18 protein-coding genes and 1 pseudogene are annotated in these 17,894 nt (G+C 68.3%); 7 read left to right on the top strand and 12 right to left on the bottom strand.

The window, feature by feature from the left end:
• The first annotated feature begins 358 nt into the window (after positions 1-358).
• Positions 359-1,174 (top strand): lytic transglycosylase domain-containing protein, encoded by an 816-nt coding sequence (locus ABN028_RS21935; protein ID WP_349697923.1) that lies wholly within the window; start codon positions 359-361, stop codon positions 1,172-1,174.
• Between the two features lie 21 nt (positions 1,175-1,195).
• On the opposite strand, the gene ABN028_RS21930 is transcribed toward ABN028_RS21935, so the two are convergent.
• Entirely contained in the window at positions 1,196-2,173 is a 978-nt protein-coding gene (locus ABN028_RS21930) for a hypothetical protein (RefSeq protein ID WP_349697922.1), read from the bottom strand.
• Between the two features lie 191 nt (positions 2,174-2,364).
• Here ABN028_RS21930 and ABN028_RS21925 point away from each other — a divergent pair, with 191 nt between their 5' ends.
• Entirely contained in the window at positions 2,365-3,315 is a 951-nt protein-coding gene (locus ABN028_RS21925; protein WP_349697921.1) for a hypothetical protein, read from the top strand.
• Positions 3,312-3,482 (top strand): hypothetical protein, encoded by a 171-nt coding sequence (locus tag ABN028_RS21920; protein ID WP_349697920.1) that lies wholly within the window; start codon positions 3,312-3,314, stop codon positions 3,480-3,482. Before ABN028_RS21925 ends, ABN028_RS21920 begins: the two co-directional genes overlap by 4 nt.
• 58 nt (positions 3,483-3,540) lie before the next feature.
• On the opposite strand, the gene ABN028_RS21915 is transcribed toward ABN028_RS21920, so the two are convergent.
• Together ABN028_RS21915 and ABN028_RS21910 are read right to left on the bottom strand one after the other, a co-directional pair.
• Entirely contained in the window at positions 3,541-4,269 is a 729-nt protein-coding gene (locus ABN028_RS21915) for a cytochrome b/b6 domain-containing protein (RefSeq protein ID WP_349697919.1), read from the bottom strand.
• Entirely contained in the window at positions 4,259-4,735 is a 477-nt protein-coding gene (locus tag ABN028_RS21910) for an Ig-like domain-containing protein (RefSeq protein WP_349330893.1), read from the bottom strand. The genes ABN028_RS21915 and ABN028_RS21910 overlap by 11 nt, the downstream gene beginning before the upstream one ends.
• A 179-nt stretch (positions 4,736-4,914) precedes the next feature.
• Between ABN028_RS21910 and ABN028_RS21905 the strand changes: the two genes are divergently transcribed.
• Positions 4,915-6,066 (top strand): enolase C-terminal domain-like protein, encoded by a 1,152-nt coding sequence (locus ABN028_RS21905; protein WP_349697925.1) that lies wholly within the window; start codon positions 4,915-4,917, stop codon positions 6,064-6,066.
• 26 nt (positions 6,067-6,092) lie between these two features.
• Here ABN028_RS21905 and ABN028_RS21900 read toward each other — a convergent pair whose 3' ends face one another.
• Both ABN028_RS21900 and ABN028_RS35440 read right to left on the bottom strand, forming a co-directional pair.
• Entirely contained in the window at positions 6,093-6,728 is a 636-nt protein-coding gene (locus ABN028_RS21900; RefSeq protein WP_349330894.1) for a sulfotransferase family protein, read from the bottom strand.
• 127 nt (positions 6,729-6,855) lie between these two features.
• Positions 6,856-7,404 (bottom strand): annotated as a pseudogene (locus tag ABN028_RS35440) (Crp/Fnr family transcriptional regulator); the annotation flags it as partial.
• Between the two features lie 125 nt (positions 7,405-7,529).
• Between ABN028_RS35440 and ABN028_RS21890 the strand changes: the two are divergent.
• Entirely contained in the window at positions 7,530-7,799 is a 270-nt protein-coding gene (locus tag ABN028_RS21890) for a YciI family protein (RefSeq protein WP_349330896.1), read from the top strand.
• On the opposite strand, the gene ABN028_RS21885 is transcribed toward ABN028_RS21890, so the two are convergent.
• The 3 genes from ABN028_RS21885 to ABN028_RS21875 all read right to left on the bottom strand — a co-directional run bounded on the left by ABN028_RS21885 (position 7,785) and on the right by ABN028_RS21875 (position 10,870).
• On the bottom strand, positions 7,785-8,576 hold the full coding sequence (locus ABN028_RS21885) for a phytanoyl-CoA dioxygenase family protein (protein ID WP_349697917.1): 792 nt from the start codon (positions 8,574-8,576) through the stop codon (positions 7,785-7,787). The two genes, ABN028_RS21890 and ABN028_RS21885, sit on opposite strands and share 15 nt — an antisense overlap.
• Positions 8,577-8,642: 66 nt before the next feature.
• Positions 8,643-10,001, bottom strand: a complete 1,359-nt coding sequence (locus tag ABN028_RS21880; RefSeq protein WP_349697916.1) for an FAD-binding protein — start codon at positions 9,999-10,001, stop codon at positions 8,643-8,645.
• 62 nt (positions 10,002-10,063) lie between these two features.
• On the bottom strand, positions 10,064-10,870 hold the full coding sequence (locus ABN028_RS21875; RefSeq protein WP_349330899.1) for an alpha/beta fold hydrolase: 807 nt from the start codon (positions 10,868-10,870) through the stop codon (positions 10,064-10,066).
• A gap of 110 nt (positions 10,871-10,980) precedes the next feature.
• On the opposite strand from ABN028_RS21875, the gene ABN028_RS21870 reads away from it, so the two are divergent.
• Positions 10,981-12,312, top strand: a complete 1,332-nt coding sequence (locus tag ABN028_RS21870; RefSeq protein WP_349697915.1) for an aminotransferase-like domain-containing protein — start codon at positions 10,981-10,983, stop codon at positions 12,310-12,312.
• Positions 12,313-12,419: 107 nt separating this feature from the next.
• On the opposite strand, the gene ABN028_RS21865 is transcribed toward ABN028_RS21870, so the two are convergent.
• The 4 genes from ABN028_RS21865 to ABN028_RS21850 form a co-directional block, all read right to left on the bottom strand.
• Complete coding sequence (locus ABN028_RS21865) at positions 12,420-12,929, bottom strand: DinB family protein (protein ID WP_349330901.1); 510 nt, start codon at positions 12,927-12,929, stop codon at positions 12,420-12,422.
• Positions 12,930-13,082: 153 nt separating this feature from the next.
• Positions 13,083-14,696 carry a glucoamylase family protein gene (locus tag ABN028_RS21860; protein ID WP_349697914.1) on the bottom strand — a complete coding sequence of 538 codons (1,614 nt, stop codon included), beginning with the start codon at positions 14,694-14,696 and terminating at the stop codon, positions 13,083-13,085.
• A 24-nt stretch (positions 14,697-14,720) separates the two neighbouring features.
• Positions 14,721-15,944, bottom strand: a complete 1,224-nt coding sequence (locus ABN028_RS21855) for a LacI family DNA-binding transcriptional regulator (protein WP_349330903.1) — start codon at positions 15,942-15,944, stop codon at positions 14,721-14,723.
• Positions 15,945-15,992: 48 nt separating this feature from the next.
• The gene (locus ABN028_RS21850; protein ID WP_349330904.1) at positions 15,993-16,325 is read right to left on the bottom strand and encodes a zinc finger domain-containing protein; all 333 of its coding nucleotides are present in this window, start codon (positions 16,323-16,325) and stop codon (positions 15,993-15,995) included.
• A gap of 200 nt (positions 16,326-16,525) precedes the next feature.
• On the opposite strand from ABN028_RS21850, the gene ABN028_RS21845 reads away from it, so the two are divergent.
• On the top strand, positions 16,526-17,749 hold the full coding sequence (locus ABN028_RS21845) for an NsdA family TPR-like regulatory protein (protein ID WP_349697913.1): 1,224 nt from the start codon (positions 16,526-16,528) through the stop codon (positions 17,747-17,749).
• The last annotated feature ends 145 nt before the right edge of the window (positions 17,750-17,894 follow it).

Genomic DNA, 17,894 nt, shown 5'->3' with positions numbered 1-17,894 from the left:
CGGCCGGAACTGCTTCCGCAGCTGCGCGAACCCCTGCCCGGGCGCGCCGGCCTGCTCTCCATCGCGAGGGCGCGGACGTTTCTCGGCTACCAACCGCGGTTCTCTCTGGACGCGGCCTGCCGCGACACCACCTGACCGCCGGGCGGCACGCTGTGCGGTAGGGACACGAGTGGTCGCCGAACGGATCCCGCCTTGTGGGATTGGCGGTCCAGTGTCGGGTTGCTACTGTTCACCGGATGCAGCCCTTGCCACGTAGTGGAAGCAGGGCCGGCGCGAACGTCTGTACGCAGCCGGCGTCGGCTCGCCTTCACGTGTGCGCAAGAGGATCCTTCGATGCACCGGAGAGCTTCGTTTTCCGGTGAGGTGGCCGAACTTCCTCGGCCAGATTTCCGCCCGCGCGGTGGAGATCCGTGACCGTCTGCGCGGCCAGGCTTCGCTGTTCGTCGTCCTTGCCATGGTGGCCACACCGGTGGTGGCGGGGTTCGTGACGAATCTGCGCGGGGCGTCACCGCCACATGGCGGACTCCCGGGACATGCCGGCCACCACCAGCGAGGCGAGGATCGCCTGGATGCGTCACCGGTACGCATGTGGGCGGTGTACGCCGGCCAGCGCGCCGGTATTCCCGTCCGGGCGTTGGAGGCGTACGCCACCGCGGAGGCAAGGGTCGGGGCCGACGATCCGGGATGCCGGTTGCACTGGTCCACCCTGGCAGGCATCGGGTCGGTCGAATCGCACCACGGTCACATCGGGGGTCGGCTCCTTCGCGCGGACGGGCGACCGTCGATTCCCATCTTCGGCATCGCGTTGAACGGCAGGCCCGACATCCGTGCGATCCGGGACACGGACGGTGGGCGGCTCGACGGCGACCCGGTGTGGGATCGAGCCGTCGGGCCGATGCAGTTCATCCCGGACACGTGGGCGATCGCTGGCACTGACGGCGACGGCAATGGCCGCAAGGATCCACATGATCTGGACGACGCGGCCATGGCGGCAGCGCGCTATCTCTGCGCGGCGGGAGGCGATCTGAGTAGCGAATCCGGCTGGCGCCGGGCGATCCTGTCGTACAACCACTCCAGCGCGTACCTGCGGGACGTCCGCGCCCGGGCGAGCCAGTACGCGAGCGCATCCGCATTCGGCCCGACGTCCGATTCTGGTGGGAGGGGACGGACCTGATCGGCTGCCTCCCGTGCGACCTCAGGACGGGAACTGGCTCGGGTCGAGTTCGGTCGTTGATGCATCACCACCGACGACAGTGTGCAGGGTGATCGTGAATGTCGACTGGTATCCGCTCGGGTAGCTGAAGGGCTCGTCGAACTTTTCGAAGCCGCAGTTGCGGGTGAAGCCCTTGGCCCGGGAGTCGAAGTCCTCACCGGTGGCGAAGTAACCGGAGTAGGTGCCAAAGCGGATGCCGTGGACGGTGAACGTGCCACCCTTGCGTACGTACACCGAGAAGGTCTGCGACTTGCCCGTCGCGAACGCGACGAAGGCATCCGTGTCGCCGCCGTTGTCGATGACCAGCGTGCCGTTGCCGGTACGCGACCCGGACCGCACGAACTGTCCATGGCGCAGCCGGCGGCTCGACACGTTCGGAACGGCCACCGGGTGGATGCCGGTGTCGTAGCCCCTGGTCTCGAGGCTCCTGACTGCCTGGTTCAACGAAGCGACGTCGAGGTTGGCGACGACGCTCGACGGAGGAACCGCTGCCCTGCAGGAGTTGTCCCGAGCGGGTGACGCCACCGCGCTCTCGGCCGAGACCTGGAAGGACTGGAGGCCGGCGAGGAGTTCGAGGTGGGCCGACTCCTCGCCGTTCGGCGGTCGCACCTCGTCGAGCTTGGCAGCAGTCTCGGCTGCGACGCGCCCTGCCGCCGCCAGACGGTTGTTCAACGTAGGCAGCGATTTCGCCGCCGTCACCTTCGCGAGTGCGGCATCGACGGGCGCGCCCGCAGCCGCCAGCGTCTTCCTGTACTCCTCGGGTGACGTGCTCGGAGTCGGCGACGCGGACCGTGAGGGCGACTGTTCGGCAGCGTCGGTCGGGTCAACGGCGTCACCGCCGGAACCGCAAGCGGCGAGCGTGCTCGCGCCGAGAAGCAGGAACGCCGTCGCGGCGGCACGACGAACGGCCGGCGCCGCGCTCCCCGTGGCCGTTCCCGCGTGCTTCCTGCAGAGGTTCACTCCAAGATCATCCGCTCGTACGAGGCGAATGACCAGCTCTTTCGAACCTGGTCGAAGGACCTGGCAGTGCTCGGCCGTCATGTTTGGTTGATGTGTGTTGCCAAGGCCAAGGTCGACGCCGAAGATCAAAGCTGCTGATCCGCACGACGATGACGACGGGCACCGCGGCCGATCGACGAGGGAGACACCAGATGCCTCGACCACTGACCCGGCGCTGCCTGCTCGCCGGCGTACCGGCAATCGGCCTGGCAGCGGCAGTGCCCGGCACCGCGCACGGAGCGGAGCTGGCCTATGCCGCCTTTCGAGTTGTACGACGTCTACCCGGTGAGCCCAGTCAGCCCGAGATCACGCTTCCCGCCGGCTACGACCTCGTGCCGGGCGCGAACTACTCCGTGGCCTCGCGCGCGGAGTACTACACGTTCGTCCGTGGTCCGCACGACGCCGCGGGCATCGAGGTGAACCTCCGGTGGCCGGACACGACAGTGGAGACTGTCATCCACCAGGACCTGCGGCTGCCGATCCGTCCGGATCCGACCGACCGGCACGGTCTTGCGTTCACCCTCCCGATGTCGCAGGTGTCGGTCAACGCGAACCAACCGACGATCCAGGTGTGGAGCCACCCCGACATCTCGCCTGGCATGAACTGGCGGATCGAGCACAATGACCCCGACCGCGTGGCGGGTCCGTGGACGACGGTGCCGTGGCCAGCCGGCGAAGTCCGGTCCGTGGTGCACCAACTCGTCGCGGCACATGCGATCTGCCGTGACTCCGGGATGGTGGACGTCGCGGCGGCGAAGGGGCACCGGTTCGTCCTGATGGGCTTCGAGACCAACAACACCCTGCACGCCGACAACCCGCCGCACTGGCACATCTCGTACAACTCCGGTCCGGACTTCAGCGCGCCCACCCACAATCCGCACTTCTGGCTCGATCCCGCGGGCCGTAACTTCTACAACGGCATGGATGTGACTGGGCTCGGACGTTTCAGGTACTACGTCGGCGATCCCGCCCCGCTGTACGACTTCATCGGCGACGCGGACGGCGGGCGGGGGAACCTCGTGCTCACGTTCACACTTCGCGAAGACGGAGGCATCGACATCGACCCGGCCGATGGCCCGGGTTATGCTTGCTGGAGGAGGTGACGGCGCTGCGTGCCGGCGAGCCGTGGCTCCGGATCAGCACCGACGACGATGTACGGCACGGTGTCCTGGTCGTCCGCGTGACGGATCTCCAGGATCCGGCCGCGTCTTCGACCAAGGTCCACCGCTACGACCGACTGACCGGCGTACTCCAGACCGTTCCAGCCTGATAGTTCCGACGGGCACGGTCGCACTTGTCGTCGCTCGCTCCGAATTCCCGGCCGGTCGCTATCGGTGAGCTCCGCGCGCTCGGGTCGCCTGCTCGTCCTGCTTGTCCGGCGCGGCTTCCTGGCGTTCGTACCAGCCCGGCCAGAGCCGGCGAGCCACCGAGACGTCGAGTCGGCCGCCGAGATGCATGGACCTCCACACGCCCCGGTAGCCCGGCAGGATGCCTGCCGCGACGACGATGTGACCGAGGATCAGGGGAGTGACGGCGTACGTGGCCCAGGTGTGCAGGCGTACGAGCACGACGAACGCGGGCCCGCCATGCAGCCAGGCCATCCCCACGCCGCTGCCGATCAGGACGACGAGCCCAAGCGTCAGAGCCACGTTGAGCACCCGTTGACCGGGATCGAAGTGGCCCTCGTGGCGGTCGAACCGGCCGGTGAAGACCGCTCGTGGCCACCGCACGAGCCAGCGTCCGTCCGACCGGTCGACCCGCAACGTCTCCCTGACGAAGACGCGCACCGCGCGGGCGCCGAACGCCAACCCGCCGAGTGAGAGGATGGCGACGACCCAGCCGGTGTTCGTGTGGAGGACCGTGTCAGGAGTCCGGAAGATCCATGCCAGTGGGCTCGGCTGCCCTTCGTGTCCGAGCGTCAGCCACCAGCCGGTCGCCAACAGAATCAGAACGGTGACGTAGATGCCGGCGTGGAACCACCGGGTGCGTCGGTTGTACCGCTCGACTCTGGCCGAAGTCGCCGCGACCGATCTACGCCGCCCTCGTTCAGTAGTCATAGTCCGGCTGGTCGTTTCCGGTGTCGTCCGACGTGTCACCCGAGGTGTCGCCGGAGGGGTCATCGCCGGTGACGTCCACGGTGATCTCCACTTCGTCCCCGGTGGGCGAGTGGTCGGCGTGCTGCTTGGTGATGGTGACGGTGTGCTCGCCCGCAGGCAGCCCTTCGATCTCGAAGGTGTTCTCGGTGACGACGGTGTAGTCGGACTCCTCGCCATCGACGAAGATGTGGACGTGATCCTTGCCGGTTTCCTCCGGACCGATGTCTCCGGCATCGAACTCCAACGTGAACGGCGAGGTCACCTCCGCACCGTCCTCGGGCGACGTGATCGTGAGTGCCTCGCTACCGCTACCGCCGCTGGCGCTCCCACCCTCCGTCGTCGACGTGCCACTGTCGGAGCCGGCGCAGCCAGCCACCAGGACGGCAACGGCCGCCATTCCAGCGAACATGACGCCAGACCAACGCATGAGTCCCTCCTCGTCCCTGCACGGCGACAAGCCCATGCCGGGTGGCGTGGGTCGGATCTCCGTGCTCTACGACCCCCTACGTCAGGGACGCCGGAAGGTACTCAATCCCTGCGGCAACTCGTTCCAGCGCCGCCCCGCTTCCCGAGCCAGATCGACGAGAGGTGATGTCCGTGAACGCGATGATCGAGAGCGTGTCCGTCAGTGTGTTTCGTACGGTGTCGAAGACATCCAGGGACAGCGACGGGCACACCCATCCCGGCGAGGCCCACGAGGTACGGCAGGCACTGCTGCGCGTCATCGACAGCGACGGCGCGACTGGGTACTGCCTGACATCGGCGGACCAGCTCCGGGAGCCGATCCTCGCCGGCCACGTCAGGAACATCCTTGTCGGCCAGGACCCGAGCGACCGCGAACGCCTGTGGCACGCGATGGCGCAGACCCAGCGCGGGTCCGGCGGCGGCTTCACCGACCGGGCCCTCGGATGCGTCGACATGGCGCTCTGGGACCTGGAGGGACGCCGCCTCGGCATGCCGGTGTGGAAGCTGCTCGGCGGTGGGCGGAGCAAGGTGCCCGCGTACGCCAGCACCATGTGCGGCGACGAGATCGCGGGTGGCCTGGCGACGCCGGAGGACTACGGCGCCTTCGCCGAGCAGCTCGTCGCCCGTGGCTACAGCGCGATCAAGCTGCACACCTGGATGCCGCCGGTGTCGTTCGCGCCGGACATCGGCATGGACGCGAAGGCCTGCGCCGCGGTGCGCGAAGCGGTCGGGCCGGACGTGCCGCTGATGCTCGACGCCAACCACTGGTACAACCGGCTGCAGGCACTCACGCTCGGTCGGTCGCTGGAGAAGCTCGGTTACTACTGGTACGAAGAGCCGATGGAGGAGGCCTCCATCCAGTCGTACAAGTGGCTTGCCGACCAGCTGGACATTCCGGTGATCGGCCCGGAAACCGCGTGGGGCAAGGGGTTCACCCGCGCCGAGTGGATCGTCGCCGGAGCGTGCGACATCGTCCGGGCCGGAGTCGGTGACTGCGGCGGCATCACGCCGACCATGAAAGTCGTCCACCTCGCGGAGGCTTTCAACATGGAGTGTGAGATCCACGGCGGCGGCGCCGGCAACCTCGCTGTGTTGGGCGGCACGATCGTCGGCCGGTGGTACGAACGCGGCCTGCTGCATCCCCATTACGACTACGACGAGGTGCCCCCGCACCTCAACTCCGCGATCGACGAGTTGGACGCCGAGGGCTTCGTCCACATGCCGACACGTCCAGGGCTGGGACAGGACCTCAACCTGGCCTACATCGAGGAGAACACCATCACCAGCTGGTGATTCTCGCCTTCTGTCGGGGCTCGGACTCAGGACGCGTCCGCGGCCCGGATCCGGTCCTTGGCGTACTGGCGTCGTTGGGCCGTGGTGTTGAGGCACGGAAAGGGTTCTGACGGGATCGGGACGTCCAGTGCCTGGCACAGCGGCGGCCATCCCTGCTCGGCCTGCCAGACCAGCAGGCGCGAGGAGGGGACGGTGGTGCGTACGTTGTCGAGGTGGCGTTCGTACGCCTCCACGGCCTGTCCTTCGTCGTCCCAGTGCGGGCCGATCTCCCGGGCGAGGAGTTCGAGGCTCATCGCGTGCCGGGACTCCCTACCGGGTTCCGGCGGGCGCCGGACGCGGGGGAGGATGTTCTCGTCGAAGCTGCGCCACCAGGTGCCCGCGTCCTTGCGTACGGACAGCAGGATCAGCGCGTCAGGGAAGGCGGCGCTGATCTCCCGCCAGAAGCTGGACACCGGCCAGTCGACGGCGGCCGTGCATCCCTCGAACAGTGAATGCCACTCTGGCGGCTCGTCGCGGAGGGCGCCGCGCCATTCCGCGACGTGATCGTCGTGCTCGTTGACCGTACGCATGTGGTAGCAGTCGCCACCGAGGATGGTCATCAACGCGGCTCGCAGGGAATAGGTGCCGGTTCTTGGGAAGCCGGCACCAATCACTTTCAGCATGCAGAAATCTCCCATGTGGGTCGACGGGAACGTGGTCGGACTTCTCACGCGACGAGGAAGCTGCCCGATGGGCAAGGAGTTCCGGGGCCAGCACGACAAGGGCGCCTGGCTCGATCCGGATGAGCTCGTCACGTGCGAGGTGGCGAAGGGCTCGGTTGGTGGTCACCCGGGTAGCGCCGATGGCCTCACCGAGGCCCTGTTGCCCTTGGGGCAGAGGGATCCTTCGCCCATGTGTGGCGGCGGCCTGAACGAGCCACGCCGCGGCCCGGGCGGTGGCGTCGTCAAGGGTAGCGCGGATGCGTTCGGTCTGGTGGTGGCGTACCTGTGCGGCGAGGTGGGCAAGGACGTGACGGCGTACGGCGGGAACGTCGTCGACGAGCGCCAGGACCTCGTCGCGGGGGATTCGCCGGAGTCGGGTGGTGCCGCTTGCCTGCCAGGTGGCGGTGTGGCCACCGCTGTCGAGGACGGCGGCCTTGTCCACCGCGCAGGGTGCGTGGAAGTCGCCGAGGTTGACGCGGCGGCCCTGGGTGCTGTCATGGAAGGCGGCCAACGCGCCAGATTCGACGACCAGCAGGTGGGACGCCGGTTCGCCGCGGGTGGCGACCACAGTCCCGCTGGCAATGGTACGAACAGCTGAGTGTGCGGCCAGCCTTCGGAGTCGCTGGTCGCCAAGCATGCTGAACAACGGCACAGTCGCCAACGCGCCGATCTGGTCCCTCACGGCCCCATCCTCACGGCCCACCTCGAGCCCAGTATCGCGCGATACAGCCAACGGCCCGTGGAAGGCCCTAGCGTGCGGGTATGTTCCTCCTCGAACTGAAGTTCAACGATGATCCCCGACGCATGGAATCGCGTCCGGCCCACCGGGCCCGCCTGCAGCAGTTGTACGCCGAGGGCCGGCTCGTGATGGCGGGACCATGGGCCGATGACTCGGGTGCCGCGTTGGTGTTCGACACCGACCGCGCGGGCGTGGAGCAGATCCTGGCCGACGACCCCTACTACGCGACGCCGGGTGTCGAAGTCGTGAGCGTCCGTGCCTGGAATCCGTTCATCGGGTCAGGAGGACGTTGACGGGCCGAGGTGCGTGACCGGTGGTGTGGCGAACTTCGGTGTGTCGACGAGGGCCCTCCACGTGTCGGTGTCCTTGTCGTACCACCGCACGTCCTCCCGGTGATACTGCAGCGCGTAGGCCAGCCGCGGCCGGTCCGTGCTGTTGGGGCCGGATCCGTGCACCGTCCACCGGGAGAACGCGACGGCATCGCCCGCCCGCATCCGGATCGGTAGGCAGTGCAACGGATCGACGTCGACCTGCCGGTGACTGTCGCCGTCGTCGCTGGTACGGGAGTCGAGCTGTTCGCGATGCGATCCGGGCATGATCTGCAGGCAGCCGTTCTCGGGGGTCATGTCCTCGAGTGCGACCCAGATGTTGATCGAGCCGAGCGCCGGGTCGTGCCGCGTGTAGTTGTTGTCCTGGTGGAGATGGAATGTTCCACCACCGCCACCGGCCTTCACGGCCGTGAACGGGAGGTACCGGATCGCTCGCCCGCCGATCAGCCGGGACGCCACGTCGAGTGTCGCCGAGCCGTTGATGAGGCTGTCGAGCAGGGAGTCCGCGAGGTACTGCGGGCACTGGCGAAGCTTGTCCGCGGTCTTCGTCGCCCGGGCGAGAGACTCCCGCGACACGCCGTTGGCGTCGAGAACCTCGAACACCTCGGTACGCAGGCCTTCGACGGCATCGGCCGACACGAACCCGGGCAGGCAGAGGAATCCCTGCGCGGCATAGAAATGGACCTCGCTGTCGGTCAGCGTCAGGGGTTTCACCACTGTCGCGCGATCCGGGACCGGCATGGGCATCCTCCGAGGCAGGCTGGCCAGGGCGTGCGGCGGTTCTCATCATCTCGCGAACGCCCTGTCTCAGAACACCTCGTAGCCGGGAGTAAGGCAGTGCGCCGGGTCGAAGCGTTCCTTCGCGTTGCGCACCACCGGCCACCTGGCACCGAGGTGCTCCTCCCACTCCGAAGGGGTGAGAGGGAAGGCGCTCACGGGATAGACCACCCCGCCAGCGGCACGGATGCGGGGATAGAGCGCCCGGTTCTGTTCCAGCATGTGTGTAACCTGCTGGGTGTCGGTCGAGGCGAACCGGATGAGATTGAAGGTGAACGCGACATCGCCGGCGGGCATCGTCACCAACGGTGTCCTGATCGCGTCAATGGTCAACGGGTAGAACGTGACGAGACCGTGCACGCCGAGGTCCTGGGGCTCGATGTCGGCAAGGACGCCGGCGGCGGTCTCCTCCGCTGCCGAACCAGGCAGGAAGGTCAGCCACCACGGGTGCGCGTTCGCCCACTCACCCGTCGTACGCAGGAGTTCTTCGAACTTGTCGAAGGCCTCCACGTACTCGCGGTACGAGAGGTCGTCGATCTGGGCCTGGGCGCGGTCGTCCGCGAGACCGGCCAGCACCGCGTCGTCGTCCGGCTGGTCGCCTGACGCGTGGAAGACCACCATCTCCAGCTGGTGTCGCCAGCGACCGTCGGGGGCGAGGATCGAGCCTTGGAGATGGTCCGCGCGACCTTTTCGCAGCAGCAGCCGCTGGTCGGCGGCCAGGCTTTCCAGGTCCGGGTAGACAAGGGCGTACCTGCGGGCCCGATCCGGAGCGGCGACGAGCGACAGCGTCGCGCGGGTGATGAGGGCGAACTGCCCGAGCCCGGCGCGTACGCAGTCGAACAGCTCGGGGTTCTCCTCCCTCGAACAGGTGAGAACCTTGCCTTCACCGGTGACCACCTCGAGCTCGCGCACATTGTCGGTCGCCATGCCGTACCTGTGCGTGGTCCCGCCGATTCCGCCGACGGAAAGTGTGCCCCCGACGGAAAGGTCGAGGTAGTTCGTGAGGACCGGCGGCGTGAGCTTGCGCGGCAGCGTGGCGGCGAGCACCGAACGCCACGTCGCACCCGCGCCGACGACGATGTGATCCTCGCCGACGCGATGGATGTCGCCGAAACCTGTCATGTCGATGACGATGCCGGTGTCGACCTGTGAACGGCCGAAGGTGGAATGGCCTTGTCCGCGGGCGGCGATCTTCCACCCGTTGTCCGCTGCCCATCTGGTGACGAGGGCGATGTCCTGGACCGAGCCAGGACGCAGCACCGCCAGCGGCATGCGTTCGACCACGTGCCCGAAGTCGTCGGCGGCGGCCGCTCGGACGTCGGTGTCCAGCGACAGTTCACCGTCGAGCGGCGGTAGTTCTGTAAGCGGAAGACTGCGGCCTTCGTTCACGGCGTTCTCATTCACGTCGGGTTGGTCACCGGACTCGCCACCAGCCAGCTGAAAGATCGAGGCTAAGCGGTTCTGGGCAGGGAGTGAAGCAGTTTCTCGAACGCGGCGTTGAACTCACCGGGTCGTTCGAGGTTGGGCATGTGCCCCACTCCGTCGACGATCGCGAGTGTCGCGTCGGGAATGCGTTCCTGGATGAGCCGTGCGTCACTGACCGGGGTGAACTCGTCGGCGCTGCCCACGACGACCAGCGTCGGCACGGAGATGCGGGCGAGCATGTCCACGTAGTCGCGTCGTTCGGCTCGCCCGCGCAGCGCGGCCGCGGCTCCCGCCGGGGATGTACGCCGCATCATGCCCAGCACGTGCGCGGCGACCTCCGGCATGGCCTCGAGAGTGCGCTGTGCCACCATCCCGGGGAGGAGTTCGGTGGCGTAGCCCTCCATGCCCTCGCGGAGCACCCTGTCGGCGGTGTCGTTGCGTACCTTCTTGCCGTGTTCGGTTTCGCCGGCCGCGAAGGTGTCGGCGAGAAGCAGCGCACGCACCCGGTCCGGAAACAACCGGTAGTACTCCATGACGATCTGCCCGCCCATCGACAGGCCGCCGATGACGTGGTGACCGATTCCCAGATGCTCGAGCAGGTGGGCGATGTCGCGGGCGAACGTCTCCAGCGTGGTGAGTCCTGGAACGACGGTGGATTCGCCGTACCCGCGAAGGTCCGGGACGATCACCCGCCATCCCTGCCTGCTGAAGTGTGCGACCTGTGGTTGCCACATCGAGCGGTCGAACGGATGGCCGTGGACGAGGACGAGTGGTTCGCCACTGCCCTCGTCGGTGTATCCCACGGTGATTCCGTCCAGGGTCACCTTGCTCATGGGTGTGATCCTCTCCCCGCTGCGGCTTGACACGTCGATGCTATTCGGGGCAATCTCTCCTATCAATAAGAATAATGCTCTCGGTGCAATTCTCATGAGGGTGCCAGTGCATGGACGACTACCGAGCGATTGCCGACCAGATCGCCGCCGATGTCGCGGCGGGGCGGCTGCGTCCGGGGGATCGGCTTCCACCGCAGCGTTGGTTCGCCCGGGAGCGCGGTATCGCCAGTTCCACCGCCGCACGGGTGTACGGCGAGCTGGTACGACGCGGCCTTGCCGTGGGCGAGGTCGGACGCGGGACATTCGTACGTGCCGCGACAGGCCCGGTCGATCCCGCTCTCGCCGAACCGGCAGCGGCCGCACGGGTCGACCTGGAGCTGAACTTTCCCGTCCTCCCCGAGCAGGCCGGACTGCTCGCGAAGAGCCTCGCGAGCCTGGTGCGCCCGGACGTGTTGGAGGCGACCCTGCGGCCGGTAGGCGCGGCCGGAACGCCGAGGGCCCGGCAGGCGGCCGCCGCACTGCTGGCGCGCGGCGGCTGGGCACCCGACCCGGCGGACCTGCTCTTCGCGGGTAACGGCCGGCAGGCGATCGCGGCAGCCATCGCGGCACTCGTCCCGCCCGGTGAACGGCTCGGGGTCGAACGGCTCACCTATCCCGTGGTCAAGGGCATCGCCGCTCGACTCGGCGTCACGCTCGTACCGCTGGCCATGGACGAGGCCGGCGTGATCCCGGACGCGCTCGCCGAAGGTCCACCACTACGCGCGATCTACGTCCAGCCGACGTTGCACAACCCGCTGGGCCTCACGATGCCGGACGAGCGCCGGGCGGCGCTCGCTGCCGCCATCCGCCAGCAGGGAATGTACGCGATCGAGGACTCGATCTACGGGTTCCTACGCCAGGACCTGCCACCGCTTGCGGTGCTCGAGCCCGAGCGCGTCATGGTCGTCGACAGTCTCTCCAAACGGGTCGCGCCCGGGCTGACGCTGGGCTTCGTCGTGCCGCCCCGCCGGATCGCCACCGATGTCGCTGCCGCGCTCAGATCGGGGACGTGGATGGCCACCCGGTTCGCCCTCGACGCCGCGACCTGCTGGATGAACGACGGAACCGTCGCCGTGATCTGCGAAGCCAAACGCGAGGACGCGGCCGCGCGGCAGCGGATCGCAGCTGACCGGCTTGGCGCGTTCCACCTTCGTACGGATCCGCATGCGTACCACTGCTGGTGGGAGCTTCCAGAACCCTGGCGGGCGGACACGTTCGTGGCGGCGGCCGCGCGCCGGGGGATCGCGGTGACGCCGGCGGGATCGTTCACGGTGTCGGCGGGGCATGTCCCCAACGCGGTGCGGCTCGCCCTTGCCTCGCCACCGAGGGACGTGTTGGCCACGGCCCTCGACACCCTCGCGCAGCTGGCGGGCCACGCACCGGAGGACTCGGGCCTGGAGTGACTGGCGGCATGGGCCCGGGCGGCTGCTTCGGGACCGGTCAGTCGGCGTCGCCCGGTTCGACGGCAGGTTCGGCGCCGGGTTCGACGGCAGGTTCGGGCGCCCGGGTTCTATGGCAGGTTCGACGAGAGGTGGCGGTTGGCGTCGAGGAGATGGTGGCGTACCTCGTGCAAGGTGTGGACCCCGACCCAACGCAGGCTGCGTACGGTGGGTTCGGGGTAGTTGTAGACCAGCGTCCGCTCCCAGTCGCCCCGGCCGAGCCGGCTCAGCACGTGGGCGAACAGCTGCGCCGCGTCGGTGAGTTGTCTGGCCACGTCGGCGGGGTCCTGGTCGGCATAACCGTCGTGCTCGACGCGTTCGTCGCGCCCCATCGGCTCCGGTGCCGGTTGCTGGGTACGGCGAGCGTGCAGCACGCGTTCCCGCTGGACGAGCAGGACGTCCCGGAGATGGCAGCCGTACTCGAGCGGGGACCAGACCGTGGGGGCCGGCCGGGTGGTCACCGCAGGGTCGGTACGCCGGAGGAGAGTCGCGTACTCCTCCGCTCCCGCGCGGATCGAAGGACCCGCCTCCGTGGCCCCGCCCAGGTCATAGGTGAACCCGCACTCGTTGCATTGGTCCATGCCCGCACCCTAGTCAGCTGTCATCCGCCGCCGAACCACAAATGACCACGCTGCCCATGCCCGCGGTCCGTGGACAGGTGCCGACACCTGTCCCGGCTTCCGCACGCATGGGCAGCGTGGTCATTTACGGCTCCCCGGTTGCCCGCCCGGGGTTCACTGTCCCGCGCTGAACCTCTCCATCTGCATGAGCGGCTTCAGCTCACTCTTCACCTGGTCAGAGACGAAGTAGCCACGGAGCGAGTCGTCGTCCATGAAGTTGCCGAGCGCGCCCATGATCATGCCCTGGTCGAGGGACAGGTACCGCGTGGCGACCGTTCCCGACCTCACCGCGACGGCGTCGTAGAAGCCGCCAGGCCCGTACGCGTCGAAGTCGGCCCTCAGGTTGGCGAGGTTCTCGAGCGATGCCTTCGGGTCGTACTCCAGAGCGAGGAACACCGCGTGCGGCGTCACCACACCGTCGCCGTAGGCCGTCGGCTCCGGCTCGGCCGCCCGACAGTCGAGGTACGCCGGCGTGACCGTCGTACGCTCTTGGTCCGAGGTGTACCCGCCCGCGGTGGACGAGCCGCCGTCGATGCCCAACTGGTCGACGCCGTACTCGCGGTAGCCGCCGGCCGGGTTGCTGGAGGGCGAGAAGCCCCAGTAGCCGTACTTCGCCTCGTCCATGCCGTGCTCGATCTGCGCCTGTACGTACAACGGGTGGTTCAGCCGCCAGGAGTGCGTACCCCAGTCGGACTCGGGCACGAACAGCCCAGGCATGAACGCCTCGAACATGTCGCCGCCCCACGACGGCACGATCCGCTTGCCGCGGTACTCGAAGGCGCCCTCGAAGACCTCTACGCCGAGATAGGTCCGCCACTCACCGACCGGCACCTGCTCGGTCCACGACCAGTCGCAGGTCGGCGGGAACGTCCGCCACGGTCCGAAGTAGTGCTCGCGCGGAATCTGCCCGGTGGCGATGCCGATGTAGGAGGCGATCCGCGGCTCGGAGTTGAACGCGCCGTAGTGGTGGCACGTGTACCAGACGTCCGGCCCGCGGTCGCGGTAGTTGCCCACGATCGAACACTCCGGCGTCGGGTCCGCGTCCCAGAACCCGCCCCGGATCAGGCCGGCTTTGACGTCCTCGCCCTTGGCCTTCGGGTCGTAGTAGAAGCCGAAGTCCATGGACTTGCGCAGCGTACGGGCTTTCGACGTCAGCTGCGGCTCCGCCCGCTCGACCACCATCAGCGCGGCCGCCAGCCAGCCGTTGTCGACGCTGGACAGAAACGGCTTGATCGGATCGCCGCTATCCGGCCACGACCGCAGCACGTCCAGCGTCTTCGGGTCGTACCAGTTGTAGAACATGCCGGAGTCGTCGTGCCGGTCCAGCCGCGCAACGGTGTCGAGGGTCGTAGCGAGCCGTTTCCGCGCGTCGGACCTGCCGACCATGCCGAGGTCGCGCGCGACGATGGTCGACCACATGTACGCACCGATGTTGGTGGGCGAGGTGTAGCCGCCGCGGCCCTGCGGGTCGAGATCGCCGGTGATGTTGTCGTCCGGGAGGCCGGTCTCCGGGTACACCATGGCGTCCATCGAAGCCCAGGTGTCCTCGGCATACGTTCTGAGCGTGGTGTGGTCCGCCGCCGTCAGTTTCTCGCCGGATCTCGAGGCTGTTGCCGAAGATCCGGACGAGGAGCCTGCCGGGGCAGCGGCCGCCGCCGAAAAGGCGGGTAACGCGAGGGCAAGCGCCCCCGCGGCCGCGGCCGCGACCACGCGTCGAGTGGTGGGCATGAACGTACCTCCTGGCGAAGTCGGTCAGCCGGTGCGGCCGACGTGGAGAGGAGCGGTGCCTTGGGTACTTCGGGTGCTGCCTGGTGCGCTTCGTGATGCGCTTCCTGATGTGTCGGTCCCCGCATGTGACCCACAGCTCGTACGGACGACAAGCTGAGTGGGAAGTACGTCGTGAAACGGTGCCGCGGCGGTGCCTTCGACGCGGGCGTGGAGCAGCCGCGCCGCCCGCTCACCGAGCTCGCGCATCGGCTGCCGCACCGTCGTCAGCGCGGGACGGGCGTGCCGGGCGGCCATGATGTCGTCCCAACCGGTGACGGCGATGTCGTCCGGTACGGCGAGACCACGCTCCTCTGCGGCCAGCAGCGCGCCCAGCGCGATCTCGTCGTTGGCGCAGACGAGGACATCCGGCAGCGTCCGGCCCTTGCGGTCGAGCACTCCGCCCGCCGCTTCGTAGCCGGCTTCCTCGTCGAGCGGGCAGCGCACCGGACGACTCGGCGGCCGGACTCCGACCTCGCGGAGCTTCTCCCGGAGTGCGACCCACCGCGCGTGCGTGTCGGGGGAGGACGCCTCGTCGCCGAGGAACGTGAACCGGCGATGGCCGTGGCTGACCAGGTGCTCGACGAGGGCGCGGGCGCCGCCGTCGTTGTCGGCCGTGATGGAGTCGATGCCGGCGACGGCAGGGCGGGCCAGGAGGACGAGCCGGCGACCAGTCGCGGCGATGTGGCGTACGGCGTCGTCGTCGACGGTCCGCCCGAGGACGACCATCCCGTCGACGCGCGAGGCGAGGTCGAGCACCATGTCGCGAGCGGCCGGCCGCTCGTGCGTGGCGAGGATGAGGACGGAGCGGCCGAGTTCGGCGGCCACCTCCTCGTAGCCAAGGACGACCTCCGCGAAGTACGGACCGGACAGGTCGGGGAAGACGATGCCGTGCGCAGCGTGCCGGCGTTCCGCGAGCGACCGGCCGAGTCGGCTGGGCGTGTACCGCAGGTCGTCCACGGCGTCGAGAACCCGGCGGCGGGTGGCGGGGGCGACGCTGGAACTTCCGCGGAGGACGCGCGAGACCGTCGCGATGGACACGTCCGCGCGGGCCGCGACCTCGTAGATCGTGACGCCGGTGCCAGCGTCCGCGTTGTCGTCGGTCGTCGCGGTGTCCCCGGCGTCCGTGGTGCTTGGAGCGCTCGCGCTGTCGTCGGACGGCTGGGCGCTGCGGTCGCCGCCATCCAGGATGCGCCGTGTAAGCGCTTTCATGGTCCGGAGTATGGCAGCACGCAAGCGGCAGCACACCTGCCGTACCGATCACGGCCAACGGCGGGGTTCACGACACCGGCTACTTAGCTCAGTAGTCCTCTGGATCAGGCCCCGCCGGGCGACGTGTTGCAGGTCGAGGTGGGCGAGGATGTTGCCGGCGGCGGTGTGGCACCACTCGCCGATGTCGGCGCTGCACGTCGGGCACACCAGGGACAGGACGCGGGCGGTCGTGTTGAGGTCCACGTCGGTGTAGCCCTGGTCCTTGAGCCGGCCCGACCAGATCCAGTCGAGCAGCCCAGAGTCGAGTGGGTCTACCGGGAAACAACCATCACCGACACGATCCCGAAAAGCATGCACACCAGGAACTTGGCGATCCGCCATCGCACCGCTACCACCTTTGCTCGTCGGGAAAGGAGGGTGCGGCGCGGCGACTGGGATGAGACCCGGGGGTGAGATGTGCAGGGAGGCCAGCCGACCTGCCGCCACGCCACGGTTTGACCTTGGTGTGACCACACGGAAGGGGGAAGGTGCCAGCTGGGTGACATGCCTCTGTCACCGATCATTCGTGCCACACTCGACGCATGGCCGTGAATCTTCCTGCATGGGCCGAACGGATCCGCCGGGAACGTGTGCTGCGTGGCTGGTCGCAGGCCGATGCGGTTCGGGCGCTGCTGACCCATGGAGGAGACTCGCTACCTGGCCGGGAGCATGTGCTGCGCCGCTGGAAGTCATGGGAAGCCGGTGAGCACAAGCCGGATGACCGGTACCAAGGGCTGATCGCCGCCACTTTTGGAACAGCCCGCCACGCCATGTTCCCCGTTGGCCGGCGCGACGCAAGTGGTGAGCTGGTCGCCGCTACCGGCATGGACACTCTGGAGGTTATCGCCAGGGTGCGTAGATCCGACCTCGACGGGACGACCCTCGATGCCTTGCGGCTCACGGTCGACCGGCTGTGTACCGAGTATGCGTACGTGCCGGCCGAGCAGCTGGTGGTCGACGGACGGGAGTGGCTGGGCCGGGTCGCGGACTTGCGGGACGGTCGGCTCACTCTCGCCCAGCACCGGGAGGTTCTGTCGCTGGCCGGCTGGCTGGCTCTGCTGGTTGGCTGCCTCGAGTTCGACGCCGGGCATGAACCGGCGGCCGAGGCAACGAGGCGGGCTGCACTGTCTCACGGTCAGGAGTCGGGCGACAGGGAGATCGAGGGCTGGGCACAGGAGATGCGGGCCTGGTTCGCGCTCACATCCGGCGACTACCGAGGTGTGGTAGCGGCTGCCCGTGCCGGTACGGAGGCCGCCAAGGACCACTCCGTATCTGTCCAACTCGCGGCGCAGAAGGCGAAGGCGTGGGCGCGGATTGGCGACCGCCGGCAGGTGGAGGTGGCGCTGGACCGTGGCCGGCAGATTCTGGACGCTCTCCCGTACCCCGACAACGTTGCACACCATTTCGTCGTCGACCCCAGCAAGTTCGACTTCTATGCCATGGACTGCTACCGCACTCTTGGCGACGACGCGATGGCGGAAAACCTCGCGGAGGAGGTACTCCGTACCACCGGCGACCGTTCACCGATGCGTCGCGCCGAGGCCAGGTTCACCTTGGGTGTCGTCGCGGCACGGACCGGGAACCTGGAAGGTGCCGTCGACTCTGGCCGGGCCGCTATCGCCAACGCGCGGACGTCCCTACCGCATTTCGTCATGCTCGGCCAGGAGCTGGCCAGGCATCTCCAGCGGCGGTACCCCGGAGAGAAGGACACCCACGCGTTCCTCGAACAGCTTCGGGCGTTGTCTCGCGCCCCGAAGGCGAGCTGACGCATTTCCTGGACGTGTGAGGGGGCCGTACCGACCATGACAACGACCCGAACGCACCGCGAGCGAACAGCGTCGTTCCCGCCGTTCGCGAAACCCGGGAGGAGACGGCTCAGCGGCTGCGTATGAGCCACGTGATCGCGTGGCG

Origin of the sequence: Actinopolymorpha sp. B17G11 (genome assembly GCF_040196095.1) — a bacterium.
Classification (GTDB): Bacteria; Actinomycetota; Actinomycetes; order Propionibacteriales; family Actinopolymorphaceae; genus Thermasporomyces.
Note: the sequence above shows the minus strand (reverse complement) of the source record. Positions and strands in the feature narration are given on the sequence as shown.

What these genes read in the sequence shown, in the direction of transcription:
- ABN028_RS21865 (WP_349330901.1), bottom strand. Translation starts at nt 12,929, where the DNA reads ATGGACCAATGCAACGAGTGCGGGTTCACCTATGACCTGGGCGGGGCC.
- ABN028_RS21905 (WP_349697925.1), top strand. Translation starts at nt 4,915, where the DNA reads ATGATCGAGAGCGTGTCCGTCAGTGTGTTTCGTACGGTGTCGAAGACA.
- ABN028_RS21900 (WP_349330894.1), bottom strand. Translation starts at nt 6,728, where the DNA reads ATGCTGAAAGTGATTGGTGCCGGCTTCCCAAGAACCGGCACCTATTCC.
- ABN028_RS21850 (WP_349330904.1), bottom strand. Translation starts at nt 16,325, where the DNA reads ATGGCGGATCGCCAAGTTCCTGGTGTGCATGCTTTTCGGGATCGTGTC.
- ABN028_RS21845 (WP_349697913.1), top strand. Translation starts at nt 16,526, where the DNA reads ATGGCCGTGAATCTTCCTGCATGGGCCGAACGGATCCGCCGGGAACGT.
- ABN028_RS21925 (WP_349697921.1), top strand. Translation starts at nt 2,365, where the DNA reads ATGCCTCGACCACTGACCCGGCGCTGCCTGCTCGCCGGCGTACCGGCA.
- ABN028_RS21870 (WP_349697915.1), top strand. Translation starts at nt 10,981, where the DNA reads ATGGACGACTACCGAGCGATTGCCGACCAGATCGCCGCCGATGTCGCG.
- ABN028_RS21910 (WP_349330893.1), bottom strand. Translation starts at nt 4,735, where the DNA reads ATGCGTTGGTCTGGCGTCATGTTCGCTGGAATGGCGGCCGTTGCCGTC.
- ABN028_RS21890 (WP_349330896.1), top strand. Translation starts at nt 7,530, where the DNA reads ATGTTCCTCCTCGAACTGAAGTTCAACGATGATCCCCGACGCATGGAA.
- ABN028_RS21875 (WP_349330899.1), bottom strand. Translation starts at nt 10,870, where the DNA reads ATGAGCAAGGTGACCCTGGACGGAATCACCGTGGGATACACCGACGAG.
- ABN028_RS21885 (WP_349697917.1), bottom strand. Translation starts at nt 8,576, where the DNA reads ATGCCGGTCCCGGATCGCGCGACAGTGGTGAAACCCCTGACGCTGACC.
- ABN028_RS21860 (WP_349697914.1), bottom strand. Translation starts at nt 14,696, where the DNA reads ATGCCCACCACTCGACGCGTGGTCGCGGCCGCGGCCGCGGGGGCGCTT.
- ABN028_RS21855 (WP_349330903.1), bottom strand. Translation starts at nt 15,944, where the DNA reads ATGAAAGCGCTTACACGGCGCATCCTGGATGGCGGCGACCGCAGCGCC.
- ABN028_RS21915 (WP_349697919.1), bottom strand. Translation starts at nt 4,269, where the DNA reads ATGACTACTGAACGAGGGCGGCGTAGATCGGTCGCGGCGACTTCGGCC.